General features: G+C 64.2%; 25 protein-coding genes. 7 read left to right on the top strand and 18 right to left on the bottom strand.

Going from position 1 to position 25,311, the window contains the following annotated elements:
- Nucleotides 1–21: 21 nt before the first annotated feature.
- The 5 genes from AC07PE_RS24285 to ubiE form a co-directional block, all read right to left on the bottom strand.
- A complete protein-coding gene (locus AC07PE_RS24285) occupies nucleotides 22–618 on the bottom strand; it encodes a methyltransferase (protein WP_498769331.1) in 597 nt (198 codons plus the stop codon).
- Nucleotides 619–623: 5 nt separating this feature from the next.
- Nucleotides 624–2,177, bottom strand: coding sequence for a ubiquinone biosynthesis regulatory protein kinase UbiB (gene ubiB / locus AC07PE_RS24280; protein ID WP_498769329.1), 1,554 nt, complete (start codon nucleotides 2,175–2,177; stop codon nucleotides 624–626).
- Nucleotides 2,177–2,848, bottom strand: coding sequence for a ubiquinone biosynthesis accessory factor UbiJ (locus AC07PE_RS24275; protein ID WP_498769327.1), 672 nt, complete (start codon nucleotides 2,846–2,848; stop codon nucleotides 2,177–2,179). Before AC07PE_RS24275 ends, ubiB begins: the two co-directional genes overlap by 1 nt.
- 112 nt (nucleotides 2,849–2,960) lie before the next feature.
- Entirely contained in the window at nucleotides 2,961–3,941 is a 981-nt protein-coding gene (locus tag AC07PE_RS24270; protein WP_498769325.1) for a Tim44 domain-containing protein, read from the bottom strand.
- A gap of 10 nt (nucleotides 3,942–3,951) precedes the next feature.
- Entirely contained in the window at nucleotides 3,952–4,686 is a 735-nt protein-coding gene (gene ubiE, locus AC07PE_RS24265) for a bifunctional demethylmenaquinone methyltransferase/2-methoxy-6-polyprenyl-1,4-benzoquinol methylase UbiE (protein WP_498769323.1), read from the bottom strand.
- Between the two features lie 292 nt (nucleotides 4,687–4,978).
- Between ubiE and AC07PE_RS24260 the strand changes: the two genes are divergently transcribed.
- Nucleotides 4,979–5,185, top strand: coding sequence for a cold-shock protein (locus AC07PE_RS24260; protein ID WP_258843944.1), 207 nt, complete (start codon nucleotides 4,979–4,981; stop codon nucleotides 5,183–5,185).
- A gap of 77 nt (nucleotides 5,186–5,262) precedes the next feature.
- Here the strand turns inward: AC07PE_RS24260 and AC07PE_RS24255 are convergent, their stop codons facing one another.
- From AC07PE_RS24255 to AC07PE_RS24240, 4 genes are all read right to left on the bottom strand, one after another.
- The gene (locus AC07PE_RS24255) at nucleotides 5,263–5,685 is read right to left on the bottom strand and encodes a gamma-butyrobetaine hydroxylase family protein (RefSeq protein WP_498769321.1); all 423 of its coding nucleotides are present in this window, start codon (nucleotides 5,683–5,685) and stop codon (nucleotides 5,263–5,265) included.
- A gap of 129 nt (nucleotides 5,686–5,814) precedes the next feature.
- Complete coding sequence (locus tag AC07PE_RS24250) at nucleotides 5,815–6,252, bottom strand: HIT family protein (protein WP_498769320.1); 438 nt, start codon at nucleotides 6,250–6,252, stop codon at nucleotides 5,815–5,817.
- A complete protein-coding gene (locus tag AC07PE_RS24245; protein WP_498769319.1) occupies nucleotides 6,249–10,259 on the bottom strand; it encodes a DUF3683 domain-containing protein in 4,011 nt (1,336 codons plus the stop codon). The genes AC07PE_RS24250 and AC07PE_RS24245 overlap by 4 nt, the downstream gene beginning before the upstream one ends.
- Nucleotides 10,260–10,456: 197 nt before the next feature.
- Entirely contained in the window at nucleotides 10,457–11,695 is a 1,239-nt protein-coding gene (locus AC07PE_RS24240) for an NADH:flavin oxidoreductase/NADH oxidase family protein (RefSeq protein ID WP_498769317.1), read from the bottom strand.
- Nucleotides 11,696–11,771: 76 nt separating this feature from the next.
- Here AC07PE_RS24240 and AC07PE_RS24235 point away from each other — a divergent pair, with 76 nt between their 5' ends.
- On the top strand, nucleotides 11,772–12,176 hold the full coding sequence (locus tag AC07PE_RS24235) for a MerR family transcriptional regulator (RefSeq protein ID WP_498769315.1): 405 nt from the start codon (nucleotides 11,772–11,774) through the stop codon (nucleotides 12,174–12,176).
- A gap of 4 nt (nucleotides 12,177–12,180) precedes the next feature.
- On the opposite strand, the gene AC07PE_RS24230 is transcribed toward AC07PE_RS24235, so the two are convergent.
- Entirely contained in the window at nucleotides 12,181–12,684 is a 504-nt protein-coding gene (locus tag AC07PE_RS24230; protein ID WP_498769313.1) for a YqaA family protein, read from the bottom strand.
- Nucleotides 12,685–12,851: 167 nt separating this feature from the next.
- On the opposite strand from AC07PE_RS24230, the gene ilvA reads away from it, so the two are divergent.
- The 5 genes from ilvA to rapZ all read left to right on the top strand — a co-directional run bounded on the left by ilvA (nucleotide 12,852) and on the right by rapZ (nucleotide 18,122).
- Complete coding sequence (ilvA, locus tag AC07PE_RS24225) at nucleotides 12,852–14,384, top strand: threonine ammonia-lyase, biosynthetic (RefSeq protein ID WP_498769311.1); 1,533 nt, start codon at nucleotides 12,852–12,854, stop codon at nucleotides 14,382–14,384.
- 165 nt (nucleotides 14,385–14,549) lie between these two features.
- A complete protein-coding gene (gene queF / locus AC07PE_RS24220) occupies nucleotides 14,550–15,380 on the top strand; it encodes an NADPH-dependent 7-cyano-7-deazaguanine reductase QueF (protein ID WP_498769309.1) in 831 nt (276 codons plus the stop codon).
- A gap of 377 nt (nucleotides 15,381–15,757) precedes the next feature.
- A complete protein-coding gene (locus AC07PE_RS24215) occupies nucleotides 15,758–16,240 on the top strand; it encodes a PTS sugar transporter subunit IIA (RefSeq protein WP_258843953.1) in 483 nt (160 codons plus the stop codon).
- A 9-nt stretch (nucleotides 16,241–16,249) separates the two neighbouring features.
- Complete coding sequence (gene hprK / locus AC07PE_RS24210) at nucleotides 16,250–17,185, top strand: HPr(Ser) kinase/phosphatase (RefSeq protein WP_230024320.1); 936 nt, start codon at nucleotides 16,250–16,252, stop codon at nucleotides 17,183–17,185.
- A gap of 73 nt (nucleotides 17,186–17,258) precedes the next feature.
- Complete coding sequence (rapZ, locus tag AC07PE_RS24205) at nucleotides 17,259–18,122, top strand: RNase adapter RapZ (protein WP_498769306.1); 864 nt, start codon at nucleotides 17,259–17,261, stop codon at nucleotides 18,120–18,122.
- 6 nt (nucleotides 18,123–18,128) lie between these two features.
- Here the strand turns inward: rapZ and AC07PE_RS24200 are convergent, their stop codons facing one another.
- From AC07PE_RS24200 to lptC, 8 genes are all read right to left on the bottom strand, one after another.
- Entirely contained in the window at nucleotides 18,129–19,529 is a 1,401-nt protein-coding gene (locus tag AC07PE_RS24200; RefSeq protein ID WP_498769304.1) for a GntP family permease, read from the bottom strand.
- Between the two features lie 128 nt (nucleotides 19,530–19,657).
- Entirely contained in the window at nucleotides 19,658–20,743 is a 1,086-nt protein-coding gene (locus AC07PE_RS24195; RefSeq protein ID WP_498769302.1) for an enoyl-CoA hydratase/isomerase family protein, read from the bottom strand.
- A gap of 103 nt (nucleotides 20,744–20,846) precedes the next feature.
- Nucleotides 20,847–21,215 carry a ribosome hibernation-promoting factor, HPF/YfiA family gene (gene hpf, locus AC07PE_RS24190; RefSeq protein ID WP_498769300.1) on the bottom strand — a complete coding sequence of 123 codons (369 nt, stop codon included), beginning with the start codon at nucleotides 21,213–21,215 and terminating at the stop codon, nucleotides 20,847–20,849.
- Nucleotides 21,216–21,273: 58 nt separating this feature from the next.
- The gene (locus tag AC07PE_RS24185) at nucleotides 21,274–22,758 is read right to left on the bottom strand and encodes an RNA polymerase factor sigma-54 (RefSeq protein ID WP_498769298.1); all 1,485 of its coding nucleotides are present in this window, start codon (nucleotides 22,756–22,758) and stop codon (nucleotides 21,274–21,276) included.
- Between the two features lie 2 nt (nucleotides 22,759–22,760).
- Nucleotides 22,761–23,543 (bottom strand): LPS export ABC transporter ATP-binding protein, encoded by a 783-nt coding sequence (gene lptB / locus AC07PE_RS24180; protein WP_498769296.1) that lies wholly within the window; start codon nucleotides 23,541–23,543, stop codon nucleotides 22,761–22,763.
- Entirely contained in the window at nucleotides 23,543–24,109 is a 567-nt protein-coding gene (lptA, locus tag AC07PE_RS24175; protein ID WP_498769294.1) for a lipopolysaccharide transport periplasmic protein LptA, read from the bottom strand. The genes lptB and lptA (AC07PE_RS24175) overlap by 1 nt, the downstream gene beginning before the upstream one ends.
- Nucleotide 24,110: 1 nt before the next feature.
- On the bottom strand, nucleotides 24,111–24,671 hold the full coding sequence (gene lptA / locus AC07PE_RS24170; RefSeq protein ID WP_498769292.1) for a lipopolysaccharide transport periplasmic protein LptA: 561 nt from the start codon (nucleotides 24,669–24,671) through the stop codon (nucleotides 24,111–24,113).
- Between the two features lie 27 nt (nucleotides 24,672–24,698).
- Nucleotides 24,699–25,307, bottom strand: a complete 609-nt coding sequence (gene lptC, locus AC07PE_RS24165; protein ID WP_498769290.1) for an LPS export ABC transporter periplasmic protein LptC — start codon at nucleotides 25,305–25,307, stop codon at nucleotides 24,699–24,701.
- Between the last annotated feature and the right edge of the window lie 4 nt (nucleotides 25,308–25,311).

Here is a 25,311-nt window from a genome sequence, read left to right as displayed (position 1 = left end):
AACAAGCGAGGTAAAGCTTATCTAACGGCGCCGCCAGACCATCCAGCGCTCCTTGCCCGCAAAGACCGGGACCGAGTCGGCCACCGGATCGTCGGCGATGCAGTCGAAGTGCGGCGCCAGCAGCGCGTCCAGCTGCGCACGGGCGATGCCGAAGGGCGGTCCTTTCGGGACGTCGTCGAAGAAGAAGTAGCCGGCCAGCAGGCCGCCCGGCGCCAGCAGCTGCGCCCAGCGCGCGGCGACTTCCGGCCAGCGCGCACGCGGGAGCGCGCACAGGAAGGCCTGTTCGTAGACCAGGTCGAGCGGCTCCGGCGGGGTGTAGCCGAAGAAGTCGGCCTGCACGATATGGCCGGCATGGCGTCCCGCCAGCGCCTTTGCGCGCGCCACCGCGACGGGCGAAAAATCGATGGCGGTGGCGTTCCAGCCGGCGTCCAGCATCAGCGCGAGTTCGTAGGCCGAGCCGCAGCCCGGTATCAGCACGGTCAGCGGCTTCGCTGTCTGCGCCACGAAAGCCCGCAGCGCGGCCGGCGCCCTGCCGCGGTCCCAGGGCGTGAACTGCTTGTCGAAGCGCTCGTCCCAGAACGCGGGCGCAAGCGGGTCGCGGCTGGAGAAATCGGGCATGCTGTTCAGAAGCGGACGAAATGCATGGCGGCCAGGCCTACGACCGCGATGGCCGTGACGCTTGCGAGGAAGGCCAGCAGGCGGTTGGTGCGGCGCTGGTTCTCCACCAGCTTGGCCATCAGGTCGCCCATCTCGAGGTCGCTGTGCGCGTGCTTGTGCAGCACCTGGTGCACCAGGCGCGGGATCTGCGGGAAGATCTGGGCGAAGCGCGGCGCTTCATCGCGCAGGCGTTCGACCATGCCGCGCCAGCCGACCTGCTCGGCCATCCAGCGCTCCAGGTAGGGTTTGGCGGTCTTCCACAGGTCGAGGTCCGGGTCCAGCTGGCGCCCCAGGCCCTCGATGTTCAGCATGGTCTTCTGCAGCAGCACCAGCTGCGGCTGGACCTCGACGTTGAAGCGGCGCGAGGTCTGGAACAGGCGCAGCAGCACCTGGCCGAAGGAGATATCCTTCAGCGGACGGTCGAAGATCGGTTCGCAGGTGGCGCGCACGGCGGCTTCGAGTTCGTCGACGCGGGTATCGCGCGGCGCCCAGCCGGATTCGATGTGGGCCTCGGCCACGCGCTTGTAGTCGCGGCGGAAGAAGGCCAGGAAGTTCTGCGACAGGTAGTCCTTGTCGAAGTCGTTCAGGGTGCCGACGATGCCGAAGTCCAGCGCGATGTAGCGGCCGAAGGTCGCCTCCTCCACCGACACCAGGATGTTCCCGGGGTGCATATCGGCGTGGAAGAAACCGTCGCGGAAGACCTGGGTGAAGAAGATCTCGACGCCGTCGCGCGACAGCTTTTTCAGGTCGACGCCGGCGGCCACCAGGCGGTCGGTCTGCGAGATCGGGATGCCATTCATCCGCTCCATCACGATCACGCTGCTGGAGCAGTAATCCCAGTACATCTCCGGGACCATCAAGAGGGTCGAGTCGGCGAAGTTGCGGCGCAGCTGGCTCGCCTGGGCGGCCTCGCGCATCAGGTCGAGTTCGTCGTGCAGGTACTTGTCGAATTCGGCGACCACTTCGCGCGGCTTCAGGCGGCGGCTGTCCGGCCATACTTTTTCGATCAGGCCGGCCGCCATCTGCATCAGGGCCAGGTCTTCGTCGATGGTGGTCTTCATGCCGGGCCGCAGCACCTTGACCGCGACTTCCTTGCCGTTCTTGAGGGTCGCGAAGTGGACCTGGGCGATCGAGGCCGAGGCCACCGGGGTGCGCTCGAAGGTCGCGAACAGCTGATCAGGCGGGGCGCCGAGCGAGCGCGTGATCTGAGCGATGGCCAGGTCGGAATCGAAGGGCGGCACGCGGTCCTGCAGCAGCGAGAGCTCGGCCACGATATCCGGCGGCATCAGGTCGGGGCGGGTCGACAGCACCTGGCCGAACTTCACGAAGATCGGGCCCAGCTCCTCCAGCGCCAGGCGCAGGCGGATCGCGCGCGGCGACGTGATGCGGCGCCAGAAGAAGATCGTGTTGATGAAACGGGCAGTGCGCGGCACGTCGAGGCCGGACATCGCGATCTCGTCGAGACCATATTTCGAGAAAACCGCGAAGATTTTCAGCAAGCGCAGGAATTTCAGGATCATCAGCTATCCGATTTGGGGTCCGGGAGTGCAGGAACGGTGGCGGCGCTGCGCTGGGCCCGCTGTTGTTCCAATTTCTGTTCCAGTTTCTGCTCCAGTTTGGCGATACGCTTGGCGGTGCGTTCGACGTCGTCGCGGGTGCGGTTCACCTCGTCCGCGAAGGCGTCGACGCTGCTCGGGCGGATCAGGACGCGGCGCTCTTCGAGCAGGAACTCGGCGACGTTCTCGGCCAGGCGGCGCGAGGCGCCGATGGCATGCGAGACGGCTGCGCGCGCGCCGCCCACCAGGCGGGTCGCCGCGATCGGGCCGAACAGGCGTTCGAGGTCATGCTCGGCGTCCCAGCGCAGGCCTTTCGACAGCTGCGAGATGGTATTGGCGAATTCAGCGTCGCCGTCGATGCGCACATAGGAAAAGGCGCGGTCGCGGTTTTGCAGGATCAGCGGCAGGTCGCTGAGCTTGACGTGGATGGTCACGTCCGGCGCCTCACCGTCGCCGGCCACTTCCAGCATGCCGTCCTTCGCCACGCGCATGCACAGGCGGAGATGGCCGCTCAGTTGCTCGACGCTGATGCAGGCGACCTTGCCGGCCTTGCGCATCAGCGTATCGCGCGCCCAGGCTTCCTGGGCCAGCAGGTGATTGACGGTCGCTACGAATAAAGAAGAAGTCGGTGACATTGATGCTTGCGTTCAAAAAAAAACCGCCCTGCTTGGGCGGTTTCGATCTTACCAGTTCGCCGGCGCACAAACCCGGCGGCACGGGTCGTTCTGACAAAAATTGTCAAAAATATTAGGTAATTTGCTGGATACCAGCCAAAACCCATCCCCCGTTACCGTTCAGCGGCTTGGCCAGGTTCCACACCTCGACATAGGGCTCGGCCTGCGCGCCCGGGGCGTTGCGGATCATGCCGTTAAACTGCACGCTGGCCAGGTAGTCGCGCTCGGTGGTTTCGATGCCCAGCAGCTGGGCGTCGATCGAGACGACCTCGGTGAAGTCCTGGTTGCCGCCGCGTTCCTGGATCTGCAGCTGCAGCTCGGCGAACACCTCGGGCGAGGTGAACTCGCGCAGGTCGGCGACGTCGCCGCGGTCCCACGCGGCCTGCATGCGAATGAAGGAGGCTTTCGCGTGGCGCAGGAAGGCTTCGGTGTCGAAGCCGGCCGGCACTCCCCATTGCTCATGCGCGCCCTGCTTGTTCAGCGAGACGTTCGAGGTCGGCTGGTTGTAGCCGCCAGAGTAGGTGCTCGACGAGTTCGGCTGCCAGCCCTGGTTCAGACCGGAACCGATTTCCGGCGTGCCGCCGCTCGGCGTTCCGGCAGCCGGCATCGGGCTCGGCGTGAAGCCGGAGAACTGCGAATTGGCCGGGGTGGCCTTGCGGCGGAACATGCGCACGATGAACATCACGGCGAACACCAGCAGCAGGATCATCAGGATCGAGGACAGCGCACTGGCCATGGCGCCGCCGATGCCGAAGTGCGAGAACAGCGCGCCCAGGCCGAGGCCCAGCAGCGCGCCGCCCAGCACGCCCTTCCACATGCTCGGACGCTTTTGCGGAATCGGCTGCGGCGCCATCGGGGCCGGCGCCGGGCGTTGCTGGTAGCCCGGCTGCTGATACGGAGCCGGTGCAGGCGCCGGGGCCGGCGCGCGCATCCGGCTCACCGACGAGGACTGGCGGCCGAAGGAACGGCCGCCGCCCACTGGGCGTGCGAACGCGTCGGCAACGAAGGACAGTGCGGTCACCGCGATCATCGTGCTGGCCAAGAATTTCTTCATCGTGGACACCTTAAAGTTTGATGCCGGTGTGCAGTGCAGCCACACCGGCCGTCAGGTTGTAGTACTGCACGCGTTCCAGGCCCACCGTTTCCATCATGGACTTCAGGGTTTCCTGGTCCGGATGCATGCGGATGGATTCAGCGAGGTAGCGGTAGCTCTCGGCATCGCCCGCAATGCGCTGGCCCAGCCACGGCAGCACCGAGAACGAATAAACGTCGTACGGCTTCTGCAGCGGCGCGGCCACTTTCGAGAACTCCAGCACCAGCAGCTTGCCGCCCGGCTTGAGCACACGGCGCATTTCCGCCAGCGCCTGGTCCTTGTGCGTCATGTTGCGCAGGCCGAAGGCCACGCTGACCCGGTCGAAATAATTATCCGGGAAGGGCAGCTTTTCGGCATCGCACAACAAGGTGGGGGTTACTAGACCTTTATTCAATAGACGGTCGCGGCCGACCCGCAGCATCGATTCGTTGATGTCGGTGAGCCAGACCTCGCCGCTCGGCCCCGCCTGCTTGGCGAAGGCCTTGGCCAGGTCGCCGGTGCCGCCGGCAATGTCGAGCACCTTGAAGCCGGGGCGGATGCCCGCCTGGGCAATGGTGAAGGTCTTCCAGATGCGGTGCAGGCCGCCGGACATCAGGTCGTTCATCACGTCGTATTTCGACGCGACCGAGTGGAAAACCTTGGCGACTTCGTGAACCTTCTCGTCCTCGGAGACGGTCTTGTAACCGAAATGGGTGGTGTTGGTCATTATCGTTTGCCAGTTTGATCTTCTTGCATTATACAAGCGGCCTGCTGGGTGGCGCGTGCACGCTGCGATCTAGAAAAACATTCGCCGGCGCAAGCATATTTTCCCAATGGATTCAGTCCCGCGCATACTGCTGAGCTGTTGTCGCGGAAATAACAACACTGTCAAAAACTTTCTTTCAATCGTGCAGCACTTTCTTAAAATTTTGCTTATAGTGATTCAGCTTTGTTGAGTCCGCCAGGCGAAGACCTGGGGCAAGGCAGAGTTTGGACAATCCTTTAAAGAGAGAAAAGACATGGCGACTGGCACTGTGAAATGGTTTAACGACTCCAAGGGCTTCGGCTTCATCAAACCGGATGATGGCGGCGACGATCTGTTCGCGCACTTCTCGGCGATCAACACGGCCGGCTTCAAGTCCCTGGCGGAAAACCAGCGCGTCAGCTTCGATATCACCACCGGCCCGAAGGGTAAGCAGGCTGCCAACATCCAGCCGCAGGCATAAAGCCGACCAGCCGGCTTGAGCCGGCATAAAAAAAGCGCCGAGCGGTTTCGCCGGCGCTTTTTTCGTTTACCTGCTGCTTAGTGCTTGTGGCCGCAGCCGCTGGCCGCCTTCTCGGGGGCGCCCGGCAGCACCGTGCCCGGCTCGCGGCCGCTGTCGCCTGCAAAACCGGCGGCGTGCAGGCGCTGCAGGTAGCCCTGCCACAGCGCGTCGTGCTCCTTACCCAGCTTGTACAGGTAATCCCAGGTGTAGATGCCGGAATCGTGGCCATCGGTGAACAGCGGCTTGACGGCGTAATTGCCGACCGGCTCGACGCCCTGGATGCCGACATTGCGCTTGCCGACCTGCAGCACTTCCTGGCCGGGTCCGTGGCCTTTCACTTCGGCCGAGGGCGAATAGACGCGCATCAGCTCGAAAGGGATGGCGAAGGCGGCGCCGTCGTCGAAGGCGATTTCCAGGATTTTGGACTGCTGGCGGATGGTGAGGTTGGTTGGGTTGGGCATGGTGTCAGTGGAACCGTAACAGGTGAGTCGTCATTCCCGCGAAAGCGGGAATCCATGCTGAGCTTATGTGCACGCGGCGTATGGGTTCCCCCTTTCGCGGGAACGACGGTGGTTTGCGATAACTGGATTTTAGCCGTTTGCGAACTTCCGCTCGATCGCCTGCTTCAATTGCGGCAGCAGTGCCCTTCTCTCCTCCAGCACGCCCGGGTCCGTCGCACGCACGGCCTGCGCCCACACCGGCGCCGGGAAATGCGCATCGTCCGCGTAGCGCGGTATCACGTGCCAGTGCAGGTGCGGCACCACATTGCCCAGGCTGGCCACGTTCACCTTCAGCGGCTGCATCACCTCGCGCACCGCCTGCTCCAGCTTCCAGACGGCGTCGTTGAGCAGCAGGCGGTCCGCATCCGCCAGGTCGCTGATCTCGCGCACGTGCTCGTTCCAGATGACGCGGGCGAAGCCGGGGTAATTGGCCTCGTCCGCGAGGATCACCGCGAATTTATCGTTGGCGACAACCTTTGAAGAAGCCGCCAACTCACACAGCTCGCAACCCGCCACTTTGGACGTCATACCAGCACCCTTTCGATGCCGCCGTTGTTGGCGTTGGCCACGTAATTCGGCAGCCAGTTCTCGCCCAGCAGATGGCGCGCGATCTCGACCACGATGTAGTCGGCAGTGGTGCCGCTGTCATCGTTGTAGCGCGACAGGCCCTGCAGGCAGGACGGGCAGCTGGTCAGGATTTTCACGTCGCCCTTGAAGCCGTCGGCGCGCAGTTTATCCGCGCCCTTCTCCATTTCTTCTTCCTTGCGGAAGCGGACCTGGGTCGCGATGTCCGGACGCGACACGGCAAAGGTGCCCGACTCGCCGCAGCAGCGGTCGTTCTTCTCGATCTTCACGTTGTCCACGGTTTGCACCAGCGCGTTCACGGTCTTCATCGAATCCTGCAGCTTCATCGGCGTGTGGCAGGGGTCGTGGTACATGTAGCGGGTACCGGTCACGCCTTCCAGTTTCACACCCTTCTCGAGCAGGTATTCGTGGATGTCCATGATGCGGCAGCCCGGGAAGATTTTCTCGAACTCGTAGGTCGCCAGCTGGTCGTAGCAGGTGCCGCACGAAACCAGCACCGTCTTGATGTCCAGGTAGTTCAGCGTGTTGGCCATGCGGTGGAACAGCACGCGGTTATCCGTCATCATCTTGTCGGCCTTGTCGTACTGGCCGGCGCCGCGCTGCGGATAGCCGCAGCACAGGTAACCCGGCGGCAGCACGGTCTGCACGCCGACTTCCCACAGCATCGCCTGGGTCGCCAGGCCCACCTGCGAGAACAGGCGCTCGGAGCCGCAGCCCGGGAAGTAGAACACCGCCTCGGTATCGGCGTTGGTGACCTTCGGATTGCGGATGATGGGGATGACCTTGTCGTCCTCGATGTCCAGCAGGGCGCGCGCCGTCTTCTTCGGCAGGTTGCCCGGCATCTTCTTGTTCACGAAGTGGATCACCTGCTCGCGGATCGGGGCCTTGCCCGTGGTCGGCGGCGGCGCCTTGGTCTGCTCTTTCGCCACCGCCTTCAGCACGCTGGCGCCCATGCGCTGCGCCTTGTAGCCCCAATCGACCATCGCCTTGCGGGTGGCGTTGATGGTGGTCGGGTCGGTCGCGTTCAGGAAGAACATGGCGGCGCGATTCGCCGGCTTGAAGCTGCGCTTGTCCATCTTGCGCAGCAGGTTACGCATGTTCATCGAGACGTCGCCGAAGTCGATGTTGACCGGGCACGGCGTCACGCACTTGTGGCACACGGTGCAGTGGTCGGACACGTCCTCGAATTCTTCCCAGTGGCGGATCGAGACGCCGCGGCGGGTCTGTTCTTCGTACAGGAAGGCTTCGATCAGCGCCGAGGTCGCGAGGATCTTGTCGCGCGGCGAATACAGCAGATTCGATTGCGGCACGTGGGTGGTGCAGACCGGCTTGCACTTCCCGCAGCGCAGGCAGTCCTTGATGCTGTTGGCGATCTCGCCGATGTCGCTCTGTTGCATGATCAGCGACTCGTGGCCCATCAGGCCGAAGGACGGCGTGTAGGCGTTGCGCAGGTCGGCGTAGGCGCCATCGAGGTTGAGCAGCTTGCCCTTGTTGAAGCGGCCTTCCGGATCGACGCGCTTCTTGTACTCGCGGAAGTCGTGGATCTCTTCGTCGGTCAGGAATTCGAGCTTGGTGATGCCGATACCGTGTTCGCCCGAGATCACGCCGTCCAGCGAACGGGCCAGCTTCATGATGCGCTCGACGGCCTTGTGCGCATCCTGCAGCATCGCGTAATCGTCCGAGTTCACCGGCAGGTTGGTGTGCACGTTGCCGTCGCCGGCGTGCATGTGCAGCGCCACGAAGACGCGCGAGCGCAGCACGCGCTGGTGGATGGCGGTCGCTTCGTCCAGGATCGGCTTGTAGGCGGCGCCGTTGAAGATGTGGCGCAGCGGCGCGCGGATATCCTGCTTCCACGAGACGCGTACGGTGTGGTCCTGCACCACGTCGAACAGGGTGGCGTCGGGCTGCTCCGCCAGGCGGCGCGTGAACGTGTCGTAGAAGCCGTCGAGGCCGAATTCCGCCAGCTTCGGCAAGGCTTCCTTCAGCGGCTGGTCCAGGTTGGCCAGCAGCCAGCCCCAGCGCGCCGCGGTCTTCGCCAGCAGTTCTTCCGCCTGCTGCGGACGGTCGCCCAGAATCTCTTCCTTCGACACGCCTTCGCCGGTGGCGTCGTCGGCCTTGGTCACTTCCAGCTGACCCGAAGCGATCAGCGCATGCAGTTCCCCGACCAGCTGCAGCTTGTTCTTGATCGACAGCTCGATGTTGATGCGCTCGATGCCATCCGTGTATTCGCCCATGCGGTTCAGCGGAATCACGACGTCTTCGTTGATCTTGAAGGCGTTGGTGTGACGTGCGATGGCCGCGGTGCGGGCGCGGTCCAGCCAGAATTTCTTGCGCGCTTCCGCGCTGACGGCGATGAAGCCTTCGCCCACGCGGGTGTTCGCGATGCGCACCACTTCCGATGCCGCCTGCGCCACCGCGTTCTCGTCGTCGCCGACGATGTCGCCGAACAGCGCCATCTTGGGCAGCGTGCCGCGCTTGGATTTGGTGGCGTAACCGACCGCGCGCAGATAGCGCTCGTCCAGGTGCTCCAGGCCCGCCAGGCGCAGGCTCTCGAATTCCGGCTTGCCGTTCTTGGGCAGGCTGTCCAGGTAATCCTTGATCTCGACGATAGACGGAATCGCATCGCGTGCCTGCCCGAAGAATTCCAGCGCCACGGTGCGCGTGAACTTCGGCATCTTGTGCAGGATCCAGCGCGAAGACGTGATCAGGCCATCCGTCCCCTCTTTCTGGATGCCCGGCAGGCCGGCCAGGAATTTGTCGGTGACGTCCTTGCCCAGGCCCTCCTTGCGGAAGCGGCGGCCTTCGATGCTCAAGGTCTCGGTGCGGAACGGCGCGCCCTTGGGTGCGCCCTTCTCTGACGGATGCGTCCACTCCAGCTTGAAGGTGGCGACCGGGGCGTCGTGGATCTTGCCGAGGTTGTGGTCGACGCGGGTCACGTCCAGCCAGTCGCCGTTCGGGTCGACCATGCGCCAGGACGCCAGGTTGTCGAGCGCCGTCCCCCACAGCACGGCCTTCTTGCCGCCCGCGTTCATGGCGATGTTCCCGCCGATGCAGGAAGCGTGGGCCGAAGTCGGATCGACCGCGAACACGAAGCCGGCCTTCTCGGCCGCCTGCGAGACGCGCTGCGTGACCACGCCGGCGCCGGTGTAGATGGTCGCGTATTCGCGATCGACGCCCGGCAGGCGGCTCATCTCGACCTCGCCCATGGCGATCAGCTTTTCGGTGTTGATCACCGCCGACATCGGGCTCAGGGGGATCGCGCCGCCCGTGTAGCCGGTGCCGCCGCCGCGCGGGATGATGGTCAGCCCGAGTTCGATGCAGCCCTTCACCAGGCCGGCCATCTCGTCCTCGCTGTCCGGCACCAGCACCAGGAAGGGGTATTCGACGCGCCAGTCGGTGGCGTCGGTCACGTGCGAGGTGCGGTGCATGCCGTCGAAGCGGATGTTGCGCTTGTCGGTGTAGCGCCCCAGCACGGTCTTGGCGCGCTTGCGCAGGTCGTACATCTCGCGGAACTCGCGGCCGAAATCGTCGACCGCTTTACGGGCCGCTTCGAGCAGCTGCTCGACCGCGTGGCTGCGCGCTGCGGCAGTGGCCGGGTCCGTATTGTCGTTCGTGTCCACCGTCAGGCGGCGCTTGTCGACTTCCGCCAGGCGGTGATGCAGGGCCTCGATCAGCTTGGCGCGCCGTTTCGGGTTGTCCAGCATGTCGTCCTGCAGATACGGGTTGCGGCGCACCACCCAGATGTCGCCCAGTACCTCGTACAGCATGCGCGCCGAGCGCCCGGTCTGGCGTGCGCCGCGCAGTTCGTCCAGCAGCCGCCACGAAGATTCGCCCAGCAGCCGGATCACGATCTCGCGATCGGAAAACGAGGTGTAGTTGTACGGGATCTCGCGCAGGCGGGCGGGCGCGTTCTCTTCGAGCAGGGCGTGGATGTTTGCTGGTGCGTTCATGGGCTATCGGATGCTGACGAACTGGCGCGTAGGGGACAGCCATTCTAGCTTATTGCGATGCACCACGCTGGATCACGAGCGATTTTTACATCTCCGTTTTAGCACAAACATCGGAAAAACGCGCTTCCATGCAAATTTCCGATGCATAAAAACGCGTTTTTGCACCGAAAACTCGGCGTTGTGAGTAAGCTGGTATCTTATCCACGGAGGGTCGATCTGGCCGCGTTCCAGGCCCGGTAACGCCGCGTCAGGCGCGCACCGCGCAACTGGTCGAGCACCATCGTGAACAAGGGGCTGTAAGCGGCCAGCGCCCCGCCGCCCTTGGCCAGCGCATGCAGGCGCCGCCGCACCAGCGCCATCTGCGCCAGGCTGTTCAGCGCCTTGTCCTTCCAGGTGACGGACGGCATGCGGGCCACCGGCTCGCTCCCCGCCTGCCACTGGCGCGGCAAATCGGGCACGGCGGCCAGCGCGGTCGCGATGCCGACGATGGCGACGCCGCTCGCAAGCACCTGCTCGGCGATGGCGCGGCGCGCAATGCCGCCGGTCGTCATCAGCGGCATCCTGGCCACCTGCGCGAGATCCCTGGCGAAATCGAGGAAGTAGGCTTCGCGCGCGAGCGTGCGGCCGTCGGCGGTGCGGCCCTGCATGGCGGGGCTTTCGTAACTGCCGCCCGAGAGTTCGACCAGGTCGACCTGCTCCCGATTCAGCATTGTCAACACCTGGCGGGCATCGTCTTCGGAAAAGCCCCCGCGCTGGAAGTCGGCGGAATTCAGTTTCACGGCCACGCAGAAGCCTGGCGCCACGCGCCTGCGCACCGCCCGCACCACTTCCAGCAGCAGGCGCGCGCGGTTGGCGAGGCTGCCGCCCCAGGCGTCGTCCCTGCGGTTGGTCAGCGGCGACAGGAACTGCGAGATCAGGTAACCGTGCGCCGCGTGAATCTGGACGCCGGTGAAGCCCGCCTGTTCGGCCGCATGGGCGGTGGCGGCAAAGCGCTCGATGACCTCCTCGATATCGCCCTCCTTCATCGCCACCGGCTGCGCGAACAGCTTGCTGTGCTTGCCCAGGTCCAGCGCCACCGCCGACGGCGCCCATGCCAGTCCTCCCATGTTCGCCATCACCTGGCGGCCCGGGTGGCTGATCTGCATCCAGGCTTGCGCGCCATGTGCGCGTATCTCCTGGGCCCAGGCCTGGAAGGGCGCCAGCGGCGTGCCGGCTTCGAGGGCGATGGTGCCCGGGCCCGTCAGGGCACGGCTGTCGACCATCACGTTGCCGGTGATGATCAAGCCGGTCCCGCCCTCGGCCCAGCGCCGGTACAGGCGCTGGATTCTCGGTCCCGGCAGCTGGCCTGCGTCGGCCAGGGTTTCTTCCATCGCGGCCTTGGCCAGGCGGTTGGGGACAACGGCGCCGTTCGGCAGGGTCAGGGGCATGAACAGCATGGGACTTCCTTCAGTTTTATGTCGATGAGGTATCCTAAGCTTGAAGTCAACTTCAAGGTCAAGCAAAAAAATGGAGATGAAAATCGGCGAACTGGCGGAGCGCACCGGCATTCCGGCATCGACCATCCGCTACTACGAACGGGAAGGCCTGCTGCCGAAGGCGCAGCGCGGCGCGAATGGCTACCGGGTCTACCAGGCTGCGGCGCTGGATCGCCTCGACCTGATCCAGCTGGGCCAGAACCTCGGCTTTTCGCTGGACACGATCCGGACGATCACCGCACTGCACGGCGATGCGCTGAAGGACGCGCTGCTCGGTCAACTGGCAGCGCGGCTGGAAGAAATCGACCGCCTGAGCGCCATCCTGGCCGCCCAGCGCAGCTCGGTGGCCGCTGCGAAGGAACGGGTGCTGGCGGCCCTGCCGCGCGGCGAGTGCCGGGTGCAGGAGGCGTGGACCGCGGATGAGTGCTTCAAGAAGAACTGAGTAATCAGCCGAACCAGCGGCTAGTCGTCTCCCCGATCGCCTTCCACCACCCATCCGGCACATACAGCAGGGTCGCGGTCATGAAGATATAGCGCCCGAACTTGCCGATCGCCATGTAGATCACGCTGGACCAGAACGGCAGATGCAGCCAGCCGGCCAGCGTGCACAGCGGGTCGCCGATGCCCGGCACCCAGGACAGCAGCATGGTCTTCGAGCCGTAGCGCGCCAGCCAGTGGAACCAGCGCGATTTCCGCTCCTTGGCGAAGGCCACCTTGGCGCGGTAGCCGATCCAGTAATCGACGACGCCGCCCAGCGTGTTGCCGAGGGTGGCGACCAGCACCGTGGGCCAGAACATCGCCGGATTGGCTTTGACGACCGCGAACACGGCCGGCTCCGAACCGAGCGGCAGCAGGGTGGCCGAGACGAAGGCGATCAGGAAGACGGAGGTAAGCCCGACGGCCGGCGCGGCAAGGATTTTCAGCAGCCAGAGGACGGCGGACTCGATCATGGGGTGGTGGTGTTGAAGGTTGACGAGTCCATTATAATGAGGAAAAACCAAGCATCACGACACGGTAGGCTTCGCTCCACCCGGCACCGCCTGCCACACTGCACGCCTCATCGGTTACCGCCACAGCAGGACAGTCCAGCGTCGCCCGGAAAACTATTGGATCCGCCATGACTACCGACTACCTCAAGAAAATCCTGACCGCGCGCGTCTACGACGTGGCCCAGGAAACCCCGCTCGAATTCGCGCCGACGCTGTCCCAGCGCTTCGCCAACCGCATTTATTTCAAGCGCGAGGACATGCAGAGCGTGTTCAGCTTCAAGCTGCGCGGCGCCTACAACAAGATGGCGCACCTGACGTCCGAGCAGTTGAAGCGCGGCGTGATTTGCGCCTCGGCCGGCAACCATGCGCAGGGCGTGGCCCTGTCCGCGAGCCGGCTCGGCTGCCGCGCGCTGGTGGTGATGCCGACCACCACGCCGCCCGTGAAAATCAACGCGGTCAAGGCGCGCGGCGGCGCCAACGTCGAAGTCGTGCTGCACGGCGACTCCTATACCGACGCCTACAATCACGCCCTGCTGCTCGAGCGCGAGCAGAAGCTGACCTTTGTCCACCCCTTCGACGATCCGGACGTGATCGCCGGCCAGGGCACGATCGGCATGGAGATCCTGCGCCAGCATTCCGGCCCGATCCACGCGATCTTCGTGGCGATCGGCGGCGGCGGCCTGATCTCGGGCGTGGGCGCCTACGTGAAAGCGGTGCGCCCGGACATCAAGATCATCGGCGTGCAGACCGTCGATTCCGATGCGATGGCGAAGAGCCTGAAAGCCGGCGAGCGCGTGACCTTGCCCGATGTCGGCCTGTTCTCGGACGGCACCGCGGTCCGCCTGGTGGGCGAGGAGACCTTCCGCATCGCCAAGGAAGTGATCGATGAGATCGTGATCGTCGATACCGATGCGATCTGCGCCGCGATCCAGGACGTGTTCCAGGACACGCGCAGCATCCTCGAACCGGCCGGCGCGCTGGCCGTGGCCGGCGCCAAGGCCTATGTCGAGCGTTCGCAGATGGGGAAGAATCCAGTCAAGGGCGAAACCCTGGTGGCGGTGGCCTGCGGCGCCAACATGAACTTCGACCGCCTGCGCTTCGTCGCCGAACGTGCCGAGGTGGGCGAGGCGCGCGAAGCCGTGTTCGCCGTCACCATCCCCGAGCAGCGCGGCAGCTTTAAACGCTTCTGCTCGCTGGTCGGCCCGCGCAACGTTACCGAATTCATCTATCGCATCAGCGACGAGCGCGAGGCCCACGTTTTTGTGGGCGTGCAGATCGGCGACCGTAGCGAGTCGGCGACCGTCGCCCGCACCTTCGAGGAGCACGGCTTCCGCACTCTCGACCTGAGCCACGACGAGCTGGCCAAGCTGCACGTGCGCCACCTGGTCGGCGGCAAGAGCCCGCTGGCCCACGACGAGCTGCTGTACCGCTTCGAATTCCCGGAGCGCCCGGGCGCGCTGATGCGCTTCCTGGACAGCATGGCGCCGAACTGGAATATCTCGCTGTTCCACTACCGGAATCAGGGTGGGGACGTTGGGCGGATTCTGGTGGGGCTGCAGGTGCCGGCCGGGGAGATGGATGAGTTCAGGGAGTTCCTGGCGAGTCTCGGGTATCGTCATTGGGACGAGACCCAAAACCCCGTCTACAAACTTTTCCTGTGATGTTGCGCGTGGGCACGGGGTGCCCACCCTACGCGTAGGGCGGGCGGCCCCCGCCCGCGATCCGGATACGCATCAAATCCTGGAACGGTGTACGATACGCGGCTTTGTCGCAGCCGCGGTCCGGCGATCCGGAGCGCCACAAGCCGGCGTATCGAGACTGAACCAATGACTAATACCCCTGATCAATCGCCGCTCGGAAAGTCCTCGGCCTACCAGACCCAGTACGCCCCCGAGCTGCTGTTTCCCATCCCGCGCCAGCAAAAGCGCGACGAGCTCGGCTTGACCGGCACGCTGCCCTTCTTCGGCGTCGACATCTGGAATGCTTACGAACTGTCGTGGCTAAACATGCGCGGCAAGCCGCAAGTGGCGATTGCGACCGTGACCGCGCCGGCCGATTCGCCCAACATCGTCGAATCGAAGTCCTTCAAGCTGTATCTGAATTCTTTCAACCAGACCCGTCTGGCGAACACGGACGCCCTGCTGGCCCTGCTGCGCGAAGACCTGTCGAACGCCTTCGGCGCGCCGGTGCACGTGGCGCTGACCCTGCCGGAAGACTTCGGCAAGCTCAAGATGGGCGAGCAGGAAGGCCTGCTGCTGGACCGCCTCGACGTCGAGATCGACAGCTATGCGCCGGCGCCGGAACTGCTGAGCGCCAGGCATGACGAAGCGGCGGTCGAGGAGACCCTGGTCTCGCACCTGCTGAAATCGAATTGCCTGGTGACGGGCCAGCCGGACTGGGCGAGCGTACAGATCCATTACGTCGGCCCGCAGATCGACCAGGAGAGCCTGCTGCGCTACCTGATCGGTTTCCGCGAGCACAATGAATTCCACGAGCAATGTGTGGAGCGCATCTTCACCGACATCCTGCGCCACTGCAAACCGAGCAAGCTGGCCGTGTACGCCCGCTACACCCGGCGCGGCGGCCTCGACATCAACCCTTGGCGCGCCAATTTCAGTACTGGAAAACCGCCGAATTTGCGGACCGCTCGCCAGTAAGACCACCGTCCCGGCGCGGCCGCTAGTGAAAAGCCGCGCGTCACCCCCATCTAGTGTCCGTTTCCAGCGACAGAATCGTGGCGTCAAGGCGACGTAGCGTGCCGCATGACGCCTCGCCGCTACCTGGGCAGTTAGGCAAGATTCGGCTAGAAAATATGAAGGATGGGCCTGAAACAGTCCTTTCTGGTCGCCAAATTTGAAATTTCGTAGCGGAAATTGCGTGAGTATGACAAACGGTTGCGCGCGCTCAAATCGACGTTTTATGGCGGGGCTAAAACAGCTTGCCGTACAGACGCGAAATCGAATGTCACGGCCATGAAACAGGCCTATAATTCCCGCTCGCAAGTACCTGGTGCACCGCAATATCGAAGCGTGATATGACTAATTTAAGCAAAATTCTGTCGCTCGAGAACGTTCAGTTGGATTTGGAAGTCTCGAGCAAGAAGCGCGCCTTTGAACAGGCCGGCCTCATTTTCGAGAACAACTGCGGCATTGCCCGCTCGACGGTCTCGGACAATCTGTTCGCGCGCGAACGCCTCGGATCGACTGGGCTCGGCCATGGTGTGGCCGTACCGCACGGCCGCATCAAGGGCAGCAAGAGCCTGAAGTCGCCGCTCGCCGCCTTCGTGCGCCTGGCCGAACCGATCCCCTTCGAATCGCCGGATGGCCAGCCGGTCAGCCTGCTGTTCTTCCTGCTCATTCCGGACCACGTTACCCAGCAGCACCTGGAGATCCTGTCCGAAATCGCCGAGCTGTTCTCGGACGAAGCCGTGCGCACTGCGCTGGCCACCGATCCGGATCCGCGTTCGGTACACGAGCGCATCATCAACTGGCAACCGAGCCTGCAGGCACTGGGGTAAAATCAGACCATGCTCCAGACCCCGCTGACCATCCAGAGGCTGTACGACGATAATCGAGACAGCCTGCAGCTCGGCTGGTTTGCAGGTTTCCCCGGCGGCGAGCGCCTGATCTCGGGCGACGCCGTCTCCGCCGCCGACCAGGTCGGCCACCTGAACCTGATCCACCCGGGCCGTATCCAGGTGTTCGGGCACCAGGAACTGAATTACTACCAGCGTCTCAAGACCGGCTCGCGCAGCCACATGATCGGCGAAATGATCGCGGGCGGCCCGCCGGCCCTGATCATCGCCCAGGGCCTGGACACCCCGCCGGACATCCTCGCCATTTGCGACGAGCAGAACATTCCGCTGTTCTCGACCCCGCTGCCGGCGGCCCAGGTCATCGACTTCCTGCGGGTCTATTTATCGAAGAAACTGGCGCAACGCGTCATCATGCACGGCGTGTTCATGGACGTGCTGGGCGTGGGCGTCCTGATCACCGGCGACTCCGGCCTCGGCAAGAGCGAGCTGGGCCTGGAACTGATTTCGCGTTCGCACGGCCTGGTGGCCGACGACGCCGTGGAGTTCTCGCGTATCGCCCCGAACATGATCGAGGGCCGCTGCCCGCCGCTGCTGCAGAACCTGCTCGAAGTACGCGGCCTGGGCCTGCTGGACATTAAGGCGATCTTCGGCGAGACCGCGGTGCGCCGCAAGATGCGGCTGAAGCTGATTGTCCACCTGGTCAAGCGCGGCGCGCTGGACGAGGAAGTCGAGCGCCTGCCCTTCCACTTCCCGACCGAAGACGTGCTCGGTCTGCCGATCCGCAAGGTCGTGATCCCCGTCGCTGCCGGCCGCAACATCGCGGTGCTGCTGGAAGCCGCGGTACGCAATACCATCCTGCAGCTGCGCGGCATCGACACGCTGCAGGAGTTCATGGAACGCCAGCGCCAGGCGATGAGCGGCGACTAAGCTGCGGCTAAGCTGTGACTAAGCGGTTGGACCAATAGCGACAAACAAAGTACTGATGCGGTATCATCAAGGCATGCGCATCGTACTCATCACCGGTATCTCGGGCTCCGGTAAATCGGTTGCCCTCAATGTCCTCGAAGACGCAGGTTACTACTGCGTCGACAACCTGCCCCCCGCCCTGCTGCCTTCGCTGGTCGACACGATCAATGGCGCCGACAGCAAGTGCGTTGCCGTCGCGGTGGACGCCCGCAGCGCCGAATCGCTGGCGGAACTGCCGGTGATGGTCCGCGCACTGCGCGAACAAGGACACGACGTCAAGGTGATGTACCTGACCGCCAGCACCCACTCGCTGGTGGCGCGCTTTTCCGAAACCCGCCGCAGCCACCCGCTGTCGCACGAGCTGCGCCCGGGCGAAAACCCGGCCTCGCGCCGTACGCTGATCGAATGCATTTCGGAAGAGCGCGAGCGCCTGGGCTCGATCGAGAAGCTGGGCCACGTGATCGACACCTCGGAAATGTCGGCCAACAAGCTGCGCGCCTGGGTCAAGGAACTGGCCGAAGTCGAATACGCGAAGCTGACCCTGTACTTCGAATCCTTTGCCTTCAAACGCGGGGTGCCGCTGGACGCCGACTTCGTGTTCGACGTGCGCGCCGTGCCGAACCCCTACTACGACCTGACGCTGCGCCCGCTCACCGGCAAGGACGCGCCCGTTATCGCCTTCCTCGACGCCCAGCCGCAGGCAACCGAGATGCTGGCCGACATCCGCGCCTTCGTCGCCAAGTGGCTGCCCTCCTTCAAGACCGACAACCGCAGCTACCTGACGGTGGCGGTCGGCTGTACGGGCGGCCAGCACCGCTCGGTGTACATGGCCGAGCGGCTGGGGGCGTATTTTGGCGATACCGAACGGGTCGTCGTCCGGCATCGCGAGCAGCACTGAGCCGGCCTACACCAGCCCGGTCGCGTAAAACACCCCAATCACAAAGAACACCGCCAGGGTCTTGATGATCGTGATCGCAAAGATCTCGCGATAGGACTCGCGGTGCGTCAGCCCGGTCACCGCCAGCAAGGTGATCACGGCGCCGTTGTGCGGCAAGGTGTCCATGCCGCCGCTGGCCATCGCGACCACGCGGTGCAGGACTTCCATCGGAATGTGGGCCGCCTCGGCGCCCTTGATGAACAGGTCGGACATGGCCGCCAGCGCGATGCTCATGCCGCCCGAGGCCGAGCCGGTGATGCCGGCCAGCGAGCTCACCGACACCGCGGCGTTCACCAGCGGATTCGGAATCCCCTTCAGCGCATCGCTGACGACGATGAAGCCCGGCAGCGCGGCGATCACGCCGCCGAAGCCGTATTCGGACGCGGTGTTCATGGCCGCCAGCAGCGCGCCGCCGACCGCTTCCTTGGAACCCGCGGCAAAGCGCTGGCTGACGCGGCGGAAGGCGGTCGCCAGCACCAGCAGGATGCCGAGCAGCAGCGCGGCTTCGACCGACCAGATCGCCAGCACGGTTTTCACGGTTGCCGTCACCGGCGCGTGCACGCCGGGCAGGACCTCGGGCGGCACGGTATAGGCATCGGTGCCGTACCAGACCGGAATCATCCGGGTGAACATGAAGTTGGCGACGCCCACCAGGACCAGCGGCAGCACAGCGACGATCGGATTCGGCAGTACTTGCGTGTCCGCGGTCTCGAGCGCTTCGGTGTGGCTACCGTAGCCCTCGCCCTTGGCCATCGCGGCGCGGCGGCGCCATTCCAGATAGGCCAGGCCGACCACGATGATGAACAGCGAGCCGATGGTGCCGAGCACCGGCGCCGCCCAGCCCGTGGTCTTGAAGAAGGTGGTCGGGATGATGTTCTGGATTTGCGGGGTGCCCGGCAGCGAATCCATCGTGAACGAGAAGGCGCCCAGCGCGATCGCGCCCGGCATCAGGCGCTTCGGGATATTGCTTTGCCGGTAGAGCTCGGCCGCAAACGGGTACACGGCGAACACCACCACGAACAGGGACACGCCGCCATAGGTCAGCAGCGCGCACACGGCGACGATCACGGCGTTTGCGCGCGAGCGGCCGATGTAGCGGATCGCGGCCTGCACGATGGCTTTCGAGAAGCCGGACATCTCGATGACCTTGCCGAACACGGCGCCGAGCATGAAGACGGGGAAGTAGAGCTTGACGAAGCCGACCATCTTTTCCATGAATATCCCGGAAAAGACCGGGGCCACGGCGGAGGGGTCGGTGAACAGGACCGCGCCGAGGGCGGCGATCGGTGCGAACAGGATGACGCTGTAGCCGCGATAGGCGGCCACCATCAGGAAGGCCAGTGCGGCCAGTACGATCAGAAACGACAAAACGGACTCCTCTATTGTTGTGCTTTATCAGGCAATGCGGGTATTTCATCGCCTGATGAAATCATCGCATAAAACACCGTGATTATGTTGCAATGCATTACAGCAAACAGAGGAGCCTGGACGACGCTTCAGTCCAGATGACGCAGCGGATGCGCGTAGGCCGGCCACACCGGCTCGAAGAAGCGCGCCACCATCTCCGGGCTCACCTGCTCCAATGCCGGCGGATTCCAGGCCGGCGCATTGTCCTTGTCGATCACCAGCGCGCGCACGCCTTCCAGCACTTCGCCGTGCTCGAAGTTGCGGCGCACCAGCGAGCGTTCCATGCGCAGGCAGTCGGCCACGTCCATGGCGGCGCCGCGCACCAGCATCTCGCGCGTCACGCACATCATCAGGGGCGAGCGCTGGCGCATTGCGCTTAAAACCTTCTGTGCGAAGGGGCTGTCGTCGCCTTCGAGCGAGGACATCACCGCCTGCACGGACGCTGCGCCGAAGTGCTTGTCGATGAGCGCGCGCTGCGCTTGCAGTTCGCTGGCGCCGGCCTGCTGCGCGAACGGCGCCGCAAAGGCACGGATCGCCTCCGCCAGTTGCGCGCCCGGCGTGGCCGCGATCAGCGCGTTCAAGGCCGCCAGTTCGGCAGCCGGCACGAACACGTCCGCCAGGCCGACGTACAGCGCATCGGCGGCGCCGATGGTCAGTCCGGTCAGGCCCAGGTACATGCCGAGCGCGCCCGGCGCATGCGACAGGAAGTGGCTGCCGCCGACGTCCGGGAACAGGCCGATGTTCACTTCGGGCATCGCCATCTTGGTGCGTTCGGTCACGATGCGCAGGCCCGTGTCCGGGCCGCCCTGGGCGATGCCCATGCCGCCGCCCATCACCACGCCATCCATCAGAGAAATATACGGCTTCGGATAAAAATGGATCAGGTGGTTGAGCGCGTATTCTTCGGTAAAGAAGTCTTCCAGCAGAGCACTGCCGCCAGTCGGGTTCGCATGTCCGGCCTGGTGGAAGAAACGGATGTCGCCGCCTGCGCACAGGGCTTTCTCGCTGGTGCTGGTGATGACGACGGCGTCGACGCCAGCGTCCTCGCGCCAGGCCAGCAAGGCCTCCGTCATTGCGCGCACCATTTCCAGCGACAGCGAGTTCAGGGCCTTGGGACGATCCAGGGTAATGATGCCGGTGCCATTGGCCACACGGGTCTGCACGTATTCGCTCATGTTCTTTTATTTATGAATGGGAAAACGGCATTGTAGCGGCCTACCAAACGAAAAGGGCGCCTGATGCGCCCTTCGTCTTGCTTATGCTGCGCCAGCGGAATGATCACGCTGCAGCGGCAGCTTCTCCTCCTTCAATGTCCTCGTTGGCCATGCGTTTTAGTGCTGTGTGACTGTGGTCCTGCAGCATCTGCTTGTACTTCTGAACCTGCCTGTCCAGGCGGTCCATCAGCATGTCGATCGCAGCGTAGAGGTCGTGCGCAGCGCTGGCGACGTGAACGATCTTCCCAGCAACACGCAGGTTGATCTCGGCCTTCTGGCGTTTTTCTTTCTCGGTGAGATTGTCAATGCAGAGGATGACGTGGGAGTCGATCACTTGATCGAAATGGCGGGTGATGCGTTCGAGCTTGTTCTGTACGTATTCACGGATTGCTGGGGTTACATCGAGATGATGTCCGCTGATAGTGAGATTCATACACACTCCTTTGAAGATGCGCTGTCAGGTTATCAGTATCTGGGTGCCCTGCAGCTTATTACAAGGATTTGCGGAGGCTGACGGGCGGGATCTTCAGCGCCTCACGGTATTTCGCGACCGTGCGGCGTGCGATAACCATTCCCTGTTCCCCTAGCATCTCCGCGATCTTGCTGTCGGATAAAGGGTTCTTGGGGTCTTCTGCTCCTGTGAGTTGTACGATGAGAGCGCGTATCGCGGTCGAGGATGCTTCACCACCTGCCTCGGTCGCAACGTGACTCCCGAAAAAGTACTTCAACTCAAACATGCCGTGCGGCGTCAGCATATATTTCTGAGTTGTGACGCGAGAAATTGTGCTCTCGTGTAGACCTAGTGTATCAGCTATCTCACGTAAAACAAGGGGCCGCATGGCAACCGCGCCATGGGAAAAAAAGTTCCGCTGGCGCTCGACGATTGCTTGCGCGACACGCAGGATCGTGTCGAAGCGCTGGCGCATGTTTTTGATCAGCCACTTGGCTTCCTGCAACTGCGCATTCAGCTGCGATTCCGATTTCCCCTGCTTCAGCAAGGCGGCGTAGATGCTGTTCACGCGCAGGCGCGGCATCACTTCCGGATTCAGCTGCACGCTCCAGCCATCCTTCGCGCGGCGCACGATCACGTCCGGCACCACGAAGTCGGAGACGTCGGATGCGAAGGCCGCGCCCGGATGCGGATTGCACTGGCGGATCACGGCCTGGGCTTCGCGCAGGTCTTCGTCGTCGCAGTCGAGGGCCTTCTTGAGCTTGTTGAATTCGCGCTGCGCGAACCAGGTCAGGTAGCGCTCCACGATGACCAGCGCCATGCGCCGCGTCACCATCGCCACGCCGGGCATGCGGCGGATCTGCAAGGCCAGGCATTCGGCGGCGCTGCGTGCGCCCACGCCCGGCGGGTCCATGCTCTGCACCATCGACAGCGCGGTGCGCAGTTCCTCGAATTCGATCTCGAGTTCGGTCGGCATGCGCGCGTGGATGTCGTCCAGCGATTCTTCCAGGTAGCCGTTGTCGTCGAGGGAGTCGACCACGATCTCGACCAGCGCGCAGTCGCGCGGCGAGATGCAGGTCAGGCGCACCTGTTCCATCAGGTGTTCGCGCAGCGAGATGGGGCTGGCTTCCAGCTGCGGGCGGCCGTCCTCTTCCTCGCCGCCGCTGCCCGAGCGGCCCGATTCGCCCCACTCCATCTCGTGCTCGGCGCCGCCGGCCTCGCCGCTGTCGCCGCCTTCCGACTCGCCGCCGCCGCTGCCATTGCCTTCCTCGCCCTGCCCGGATGCGGGAGGCGAATCGGGCGTGGTGGAAGTCGACGCACCGTTGTTGATCGCACCGTCCGCCAACAGGCGCACCGAGCGATCGAGCGGATCGTCGAGGCGCTCGAGCAGCGGATTCTCACCCAGGACCTGTTCGATCTCCTGGTGGAGTTCGAGCGTGGACAGCTGCAGCAGGCGGATCGACTGCTGGAGTTGCGGCGTCAGCGCAAGATGCTGTGAGGTCTTGAGTTGGAGCGTCTGTTTCATGACTACATCCTGAAGTGTTCACCCAGGTAGACGCGGCGGACGGACTCGTTGGCGATGATGTCGTCGGGACGGCCCGAGGCCAGCACGGCGCCCTGGTTGATGATGTAGGCACGGTCGCAGATGCCGAGCGTCTCGCGCACGTTGTGGTCGGTGATCAGGACGCCGATGCCGCGCTCTTTCAGGAAGCGCACGATACGTTGGATCTCGATCACGGCAATTGGATCCACGCCGGCGAAGGGTTCGTCCAGCAGCACGAAGCGCGGATCGGTGGCCAGCGCGCGCGCGATCTCCACGCGACGCCGCTCGCCGCCCGACAGCGACATCGCCGGGTTCTCGCGCAGCTTCTCGATCTGCAGCTCGGCCAGCAGCTCGTCCAGGCGTTCCTGGATGCGCGCCTTGCTCAGCGGCTTGCCGTTCTCGCGCTGCAGTTCCAGCACGGCGCGGATGTTCTCTTCCACCGTCAGCTTGCGGAAGACCGAGGCTTCCTGCGGCAGGTAGGACAGGCCGAGCATGGCGCGGCGGTGGATCGGCAGGCTCGTGATGTCGGTGCCGTTGATGACGATGGCGCCGGCTTCGGCCGGCACCAGGCCCACGATCATGTAGAACGAGGTGGTCTTGCCGGCGCCGTTCGGGCCGAGCAGTCCCACCACCTCGCCGCAGGCGACCTCCAGCGAGACGTCGCGCACCACCAGGCGCTTGCCGTAGCTTTTCTGCAGTCCCTTGGCGACCAGGGTGCTGCCACCGCATGCGATGTCGGCCGTGGCGGCGTTTGCTTGTACATCCATCATTGCTTTCCTGCTTCCGGTTGCGCTGCCGAGGCCGGGCGGCGCGTGTAAAAAGTGACGCTGACGCGATCCTTGCCCGGCTTGTCGCTGCCGCTCACGTCATTCATGTTCAACAGGACTTCTTTGCGGGCGTCGTAGGAAATGAACGGGCCGCTCATCTCTCTGGTCACGGTGCGGCCGTCCAGCTGCCTGATGACGGCGTGCGAGATCAGTTTGACGACATCCGTGCGCTCGTCATATTCCATGCGCTCGCCGTAGCCTTCGGCCCACTCGTCAGCGCCGCCGTCGCGCTTCTGGCGAAACGACGCGGTCTTGCCGTTCGCCCCGAACAGCACCACGGTCCGATAGCCATCCGGCGTTTCCCTGATCTCGGCGCGCTCGGCCTTCAGCAGCATGGTGCCGCGGGTGCCGATCACATTGCCGGTCAGGATCACGGTTTGGGTGGCCTGGTCGATTGTCGCCTTGTCGCCTTCGACATTGAAGGGCTTGAGCGAATCCGCCCGCTCGGCCTGCGCGAGCGGCGCCAGCATCAGCGTGGCGAGGGCGGCGGCGAGGGCGCGCTTCATGTTACTGCTTCCCTGCCGGCGCAGCGGCCGGCGTAGTACGGCGCGGCGCGATAATGATGGTGCTGCGGCCGCCGCCCGCCTTGCTTTCGCCGCTGGCGTCGTTGAACACGTTGGCCTGCTCGGTGCGGTTGTCGTAGGAGATGAAGGGGCCGTTCACCTCGCTCGTCATGCGCTTGCCTTCCAGCTGCTTGACGATGGCGTTGGCGAACAGCTTGACCACCTCGGTACGCTCGTCGTACTCGATGCGCTGGGCCTGGCCTTCGGTCCACAAGTCCGGGCCGCCGTCGCGCTTCTGGCGGAAGCTGGCGGTTTTGCCCGGTGCGGCCGTCAGCGTCAGCAGCATGTAGCCCTCGGGGGTTTCCTTCAGCACGGCCTTGTCCGACTTGATCAGCAGGGTGCCGCGCGTCAGCACCACGTTGCCGGTCAGGATACGCGTCTGGGTGGCTTCGTCGATGTGGCCGCTGTCGAAATCGATCTGGGCCTGCTTGAGCGAATCGGCGCGCTCGGCCGAGGCTGTCAGGCTGGCCAGCGAAAGCATGGCGACGGCGATTATTTTTTTCATTGGAGGCGGTCCTTTCGGTTTGTCCTGTCAGCGTTGGGCATGCGGCGGATAGACGATCCGGCCGCGACCGCCCAGCGTCAGCTGCTGCGTGGCGTTGTTGGCCACCATGCCCACCCCGGTTGCGGAGGCGTGACCCAGCGTCATCTGGATCGGCTTGTCGGTCTTCGAGATTTCCTCGTCCGGCAGCACGGTCAGCGCCTCGGTGCGGATGCGCAGCGGGTCCGAGGTCTTGCTGCCGGGGCGGGAGATGTCGACGTTGCCGGTCAGGTCGATCTGGTTCTGGTCCTGGTTGACCAGGGCCTTATCGGCCGTCATGGTCATGTCCGGATGGTCGGTGCTCTTGCTCTGCACCACCGGCTTCTCGATGACGGAAGTATTGTCGGCCGGGCGGTGGGTCAGGCGCTCGCCCGAGATCACGTAGCGCGGCTGGCCGGTCTCCGACATGCGCACGAAGCTGAAATTGTCGATGATGTAGTCCGGATCGTTGCCCAGGTTGACGTTCGGTCCCTGCGCCTCGCCGCGCATCACCTGCACCAGCCAGAAGCTGCCGAAGGCGAAGAACAGGGCCGTCAGCATCAGCGCCAGCAGGCGCCAGCGGTGCCTGGTGCGCTTGTTGACGTAGGGGGTGGTTGCCATGGGC

The organism is Telluria sp. GW821-FHT07G12 (assembly GCF_059418525.1).
Note: the sequence above shows the minus strand (reverse complement) of the source record. Positions and strands in the feature narration are given on the sequence as shown.

What these genes read in the sequence shown, in the direction of transcription:
- AC07PE_RS24195 (WP_498769302.1), bottom strand. Translation starts at nt 20,743, where the DNA reads ATGAGCGAATACGTGCAGACCCGTGTGGCCAATGGCACCGGCATCATT.
- AC07PE_RS24245 (WP_498769319.1), bottom strand. Translation starts at nt 10,259, where the DNA reads ATGAACGCACCAGCAAACATCCACGCCCTGCTCGAAGAGAACGCGCCC.
- lptB (WP_498769296.1), bottom strand. Translation starts at nt 23,543, where the DNA reads ATGGATGTACAAGCAAACGCCGCCACGGCCGACATCGCATGCGGTGGC.
- AC07PE_RS24260 (WP_258843944.1), top strand. Translation starts at nt 4,979, where the DNA reads ATGGCGACTGGCACTGTGAAATGGTTTAACGACTCCAAGGGCTTCGGC.
- AC07PE_RS24285 (WP_498769331.1), bottom strand. Translation starts at nt 618, where the DNA reads ATGCCCGATTTCTCCAGCCGCGACCCGCTTGCGCCCGCGTTCTGGGAC.
- AC07PE_RS24255 (WP_498769321.1), bottom strand. Translation starts at nt 5,685, where the DNA reads ATGCCCAACCCAACCAACCTCACCATCCGCCAGCAGTCCAAAATCCTG.
- AC07PE_RS24240 (WP_498769317.1), bottom strand. Translation starts at nt 11,695, where the DNA reads ATGCTGTTCATGCCCCTGACCCTGCCGAACGGCGCCGTTGTCCCCAAC.
- ubiE (WP_498769323.1), bottom strand. Translation starts at nt 4,686, where the DNA reads ATGACCAACACCACCCATTTCGGTTACAAGACCGTCTCCGAGGACGAG.
- lptA (WP_498769294.1), bottom strand. Translation starts at nt 24,109, where the DNA reads ATGAAGCGCGCCCTCGCCGCCGCCCTCGCCACGCTGATGCTGGCGCCG.
- hpf (WP_498769300.1), bottom strand. Translation starts at nt 21,215, where the DNA reads ATGAATCTCACTATCAGCGGACATCATCTCGATGTAACCCCAGCAATC.
- AC07PE_RS24185 (WP_498769298.1), bottom strand. Translation starts at nt 22,758, where the DNA reads ATGAAACAGACGCTCCAACTCAAGACCTCACAGCATCTTGCGCTGACG.
- AC07PE_RS24235 (WP_498769315.1), top strand. Translation starts at nt 11,772, where the DNA reads ATGAAAATCGGCGAACTGGCGGAGCGCACCGGCATTCCGGCATCGACC.
- AC07PE_RS24275 (WP_498769327.1), bottom strand. Translation starts at nt 2,848, where the DNA reads ATGTCACCGACTTCTTCTTTATTCGTAGCGACCGTCAATCACCTGCTG.
- lptA (WP_498769292.1), bottom strand. Translation starts at nt 24,671, where the DNA reads ATGAAAAAAATAATCGCCGTCGCCATGCTTTCGCTGGCCAGCCTGACA.
- AC07PE_RS24230 (WP_498769313.1), bottom strand. Translation starts at nt 12,684, where the DNA reads ATGATCGAGTCCGCCGTCCTCTGGCTGCTGAAAATCCTTGCCGCGCCG.
- AC07PE_RS24215 (WP_258843953.1), top strand. Translation starts at nt 15,758, where the DNA reads ATGACTAATTTAAGCAAAATTCTGTCGCTCGAGAACGTTCAGTTGGAT.
- AC07PE_RS24250 (WP_498769320.1), bottom strand. Translation starts at nt 6,252, where the DNA reads ATGACGTCCAAAGTGGCGGGTTGCGAGCTGTGTGAGTTGGCGGCTTCT.
- AC07PE_RS24270 (WP_498769325.1), bottom strand. Translation starts at nt 3,941, where the DNA reads ATGAAGAAATTCTTGGCCAGCACGATGATCGCGGTGACCGCACTGTCC.
- queF (WP_498769309.1), top strand. Translation starts at nt 14,550, where the DNA reads ATGACTAATACCCCTGATCAATCGCCGCTCGGAAAGTCCTCGGCCTAC.
- ubiB (WP_498769329.1), bottom strand. Translation starts at nt 2,177, where the DNA reads ATGATCCTGAAATTCCTGCGCTTGCTGAAAATCTTCGCGGTTTTCTCG.
- rapZ (WP_498769306.1), top strand. Translation starts at nt 17,259, where the DNA reads ATGCGCATCGTACTCATCACCGGTATCTCGGGCTCCGGTAAATCGGTT.
- ilvA (WP_498769311.1), top strand. Translation starts at nt 12,852, where the DNA reads ATGACTACCGACTACCTCAAGAAAATCCTGACCGCGCGCGTCTACGAC.
- hprK (WP_230024320.1), top strand. Translation starts at nt 16,250, where the DNA reads ATGCTCCAGACCCCGCTGACCATCCAGAGGCTGTACGACGATAATCGA.
- lptC (WP_498769290.1), bottom strand. Translation starts at nt 25,307, where the DNA reads ATGGCAACCACCCCCTACGTCAACAAGCGCACCAGGCACCGCTGGCGC.